Genomic DNA, 3,820 nt, shown 5'->3' on the forward strand with positions numbered 1-3,820 from the left:
TAGGGGCGCACAGTTGTGCGCCCCTTATTCAACTACTCTACATCAAAATATTAACCACCCATACCAGGGATCAGACTACCACTGAGACGCTTTAAGGCACGATTTGCTACATCGCCATAACTTAACTCGCCACACAAAATTTGTCCCATGCGCTGAGTCGCAGAGGGGCGCTTGACACCAACTTTATAGCCAATACCAGGAATGCGGTAGAATACACCTGCTAGTTTTTGCGCCCAAGCCATATCGCTGCCCCATTCTTCGTTGATGGTGTCGGTATATTGTTCTAAGGCATTGATATCGCCTGCAAGCGCGCGATCGATCGCAGCTGCGGCTTTCACTCCGGTAAAAATTGAGGGGCGAATACCCTCAGCAGTGAATGGATCGACAACACAAGCTGCTTCCCCAGCGAGAACGGCATTTTGAGTATGTAGCTTTTGCGTTCCATCCCACAAACAGAGAGGATGACCGTATTGTCTGCAAGTCTTGACATCAATGCCAAATAGAGTGGCATATTCGCTCAAAATTTGCTTAAAGTCCTGTCCTTCTCCACCTCGAAACGTGCCGATACCAATGGAATAGCCGTCAGCTTTGGGGAAATTCCAGATATAGCCGTTTTTGACCATACCGAATTCAAAGTGGGCGATGTTACTATCATCCACCTTGGCGGGGGCTTCTGCTTCTAAAGCACCACCCAAGCGGCGCTTGCGTTCTTTGAAGCCCAACCACTTCGCCATTGGTCCTTTTGCGCCGTCAGCTGCAATCAGATAACGTCCTTCAAACACTTGGTTTGCAGTTTTGACGTACCAGCGATCGCCTTTAAATTCGATTCCGTTAACTTCTGTACTATCCCGCAGTTCTGCCCCTTGTTTTTGTGCCTGCTGAATCAAGAAGTGGTCAAATACGTCCCGTCGCACCATCCACATCGGTTCTGGCGTGCGTAACTCAGCCTGTACGGGGTCGTCCATTTTCCAGGTGTAGCGAATGGTATTAACTTTTACCGAAATCGCTGGAGAAAAATCAAAATCAAACCATTTGGCAATTTCAGGCGATACGCCTCCCCCACAAGGCTTATAGCGTGGTAGCGATTCCTTCTCTAGCACTAAAACCGAACGCCCTTGTTTCGCTAGATGATAGGCTGCCGATCCTCCACCTGGACCAGCACCAACAATGATGCAATCGTACATAAGACTAGAATTTAACTCCTATGGGTTATCTCTACATCAAGGCGGATAGCCTTACAAAACTTTACCTAATTTTGCCCGCTTCCCATTCAAAAACTCACGTAAAAATCAAAATAAGCAGCCAGACCAGGTATAGCCTGGTCTGTTCGAGTCTACACGGTCGAAATCTCTTTGTCCTTCTCTGCTAGCAATTCCTCAATTCGCTCGATATACTTATTGGTCAACTTTTGCAATCGATCTTGTAGATCTCGCGCTTCGTCCTCAGTCACTTCACTACTTTTCTCTTGCTTGCGAATCGTCTCCAGCGCATCGCGGCGAATATTACGAATGGCAACCTTACCCTCTTCAGCGTACTTCGCCGCCAGTTTGATAAATTCCTTGCGGCGTTCGCTAGTCAGTGGCGGAATATTTAATCGGATCGTCGAACCGTCATTATTAGGAGTTAACCCCACATCTGACATGGAAATAGCTTTTTCAATCGAATTAAGAGTACTGCGGTCGAAAGGTTGAATCGTAATTGTAGTTGCATCAGGGGTACTAATGCTAGCTAGCGATTTTAAAGATGTAGGGGAACCGTAGTATTCCACCATAACTCGGTCGAGCAGACTGGCATTAGCACGACCAGTACGGATAGTATTAAAAGATCGTTGAGTTGCCTCAACGGTTTTTTGCATTGTACTTTCAGCTTCAGCTAACTTCACAGAAACCTCCCACAAGCGTCCCTATAGATTCTCCTATCACAGCGCGGCGAATATTACCTCTCACCGTAAGGTCAAATACCAGAATAGGGATGTTGTTCTCTTTGCACAAGGCGATCGCGGTACTATCCATGACCCGTAAGTCTTGAGCCAAGACATGACCGTATGTCAAGCTTTGATAGCGTTTTGCGTTTGGATTGAGATGAGGATCGGCATCGTAAACCCCGTCTACCTTAGTTGCTTTAAAAATTACCTCAGCATCTATCTCTGCCGCTCTCAATGCAGCAGTCGTATCGGTAGTAAAGAAAGGATTACCCGAACCAGCACCAAAAATCACCACCCTGCCTTTTTCTAAATGGCGGATGGCGCGACGGCGAATATAAGGTTCTGCAACTTCTTGCATGGCGATCGCTGTTTGTACCCGCGTCTGTACCCCGTTACGTTCCAACGAATCTTGCAACGTGAGGGAATTCATCACGGTAGCAATCATCCCGATATAGTCAGCGGTAGCTCGATCCATACCAGATGCCGATGCTTTTACACCGCGAAAAATATTGCCACCACCTACGACAACAGCGACTTGCACGCCGAGGGCAACAACTTCTGCGATTTCACCTGCGATTCCTTCTACTACACTTGGGTCAATACCATAACCCAAGTTACCCATCAGAGCTTCGCCACTGAGCTTAAGCAAAACTCGTTTGTAAGGTTTCAACATACAACTGACATCTAATTCATATTCGCCTCCCATTAAAGATAGCAGTAGAGGGCAACTCTGTCTCTAGTTTCCCCATTGCAGGGCGCAGCCAATGGTCTCTGTAGCAGCAATTGAAATGGGTTGTCCTTGTAGCAATTCCAAAATAGCTTTGCGTAAATAAGGCTGTTTTACTGCTGCTGGTTCTGCGGGGCGATCGTCGATCGCCCCTTGGTAGCGAATGCAGCCTTCGGTATCGATCAAAAAAGACATTGGTGTAGTTTTTGCCCCGAAACTTTCCGTTACGTCTCTCGTCGAGTCCCAGAGATAGGGAAAATTCAGTTGATAGTAGTTGGCAAAGTTTTTCATCTGCTCGAAACGATCTTCGAGATTCTGATTAGCATTAATCCCAATTAAAGTAAAACCTTGGTCTTGCAATTCTATTTGGATTGTTTTTAATCTTTCAATATATGACTGCACGTAATCGCAATGATGACTCATAAATACAACACCCACAGCTTGAAATTTTTCTAAATAGCGAGCTAAGTGGTGGACTTGAGTATCTATGCCACGTAATTCAAAATCGGGTGCATAACGCACTCTAGAGGGTTGAATGTGAGTTTGAATAGTCATTTGTTTAGATTGAAAATATATTTATAGGTAGTTTGGAATTGGTTAATAGTTAATAGTCAATAGGTAACGGGCAACAACTATTAACTATTAACTATTGACTAATTATTTTTCCAGCCCTGGACTAATGCTTGATATCCGATCAGTTTATACGCTAATTTCGCTGCCGTGAACTGTGAAACTACTGAATCGGCAACTGGTGCTAATTCCATAATATCCAAGCCAAGGACTTGATGTTTTTCGATGACTTTTCTTAAGAAGGAAAGCAAAGCATACCAATTCAAGCCGCCTGGTTCGGGAGTGCCAACCCCTGGAATCAAAGTTGGATCGATACCGTCTAGATCGATGGTCAGAAAGACTTTTTGAGTTGGAATAGACGCGATCGCTTTTTCAATCCAATCGGGTTGAATAGCAATTTCTCTGGCGCGAAATACAGTCAGATTTTTCGCTTTAATCAGCTCGGCTTCTTCTTTGCAAATTGCTCGAATCCCAATTTGAACGGTTGGTAAACCCATATCAACCACTCGCCGCATGATGCAAGCATGATTGTGGATCGAGCCTTCATATTCGTGACGCAAATCGCCGTGAGCGTCAATTTGCACTACGGTAAAAGGTTC

Annotated in this window: 5 protein-coding genes; all 5 read right to left on the reverse strand. The window is 45.3% G+C overall.

Annotation, left to right across the window (positions count from 1 at the left end):
• Window positions 1–50: 50 nt before the first annotated feature.
• Window positions 51–1,184: a geranylgeranyl reductase family protein gene (locus ACRC32_RS13260; protein WP_438554413.1), complete on the reverse strand. Its 1,134-nt coding sequence runs from the start codon at window positions 1,182–1,184 to the stop codon at window positions 51–53.
• Between the two features lie 149 nt (window positions 1,185–1,333).
• Entirely contained in the window at window positions 1,334–1,882 is a 549-nt protein-coding gene (gene frr / locus ACRC32_RS13265; RefSeq protein WP_317106012.1) for a ribosome recycling factor, read from the reverse strand.
• Window positions 1,869–2,597, reverse strand: coding sequence for a UMP kinase (gene pyrH / locus ACRC32_RS13270; protein ID WP_438554416.1), 729 nt, complete (start codon window positions 2,595–2,597; stop codon window positions 1,869–1,871). The genes frr and pyrH overlap by 14 nt, the downstream gene beginning before the upstream one ends.
• A 63-nt stretch (window positions 2,598–2,660) precedes the next feature.
• Window positions 2,661–3,206: a thioredoxin family protein gene (locus tag ACRC32_RS13275; protein ID WP_438554414.1), complete on the reverse strand. Its 546-nt coding sequence runs from the start codon at window positions 3,204–3,206 to the stop codon at window positions 2,661–2,663.
• Between the two features lie 98 nt (window positions 3,207–3,304).
• On the reverse strand, window positions 3,305–3,820 hold a 516-nt coding region (gene speB, locus ACRC32_RS13280), incomplete at its 5' end, for an agmatinase (protein WP_438554415.1).

Origin of the sequence: Chroococcidiopsis sp. (assembly GCF_051657925.1) — a bacterium.
Taxonomy (GTDB): domain Bacteria; phylum Cyanobacteriota; class Cyanobacteriia; order Cyanobacteriales; family Chroococcidiopsidaceae; genus Chroococcidiopsis.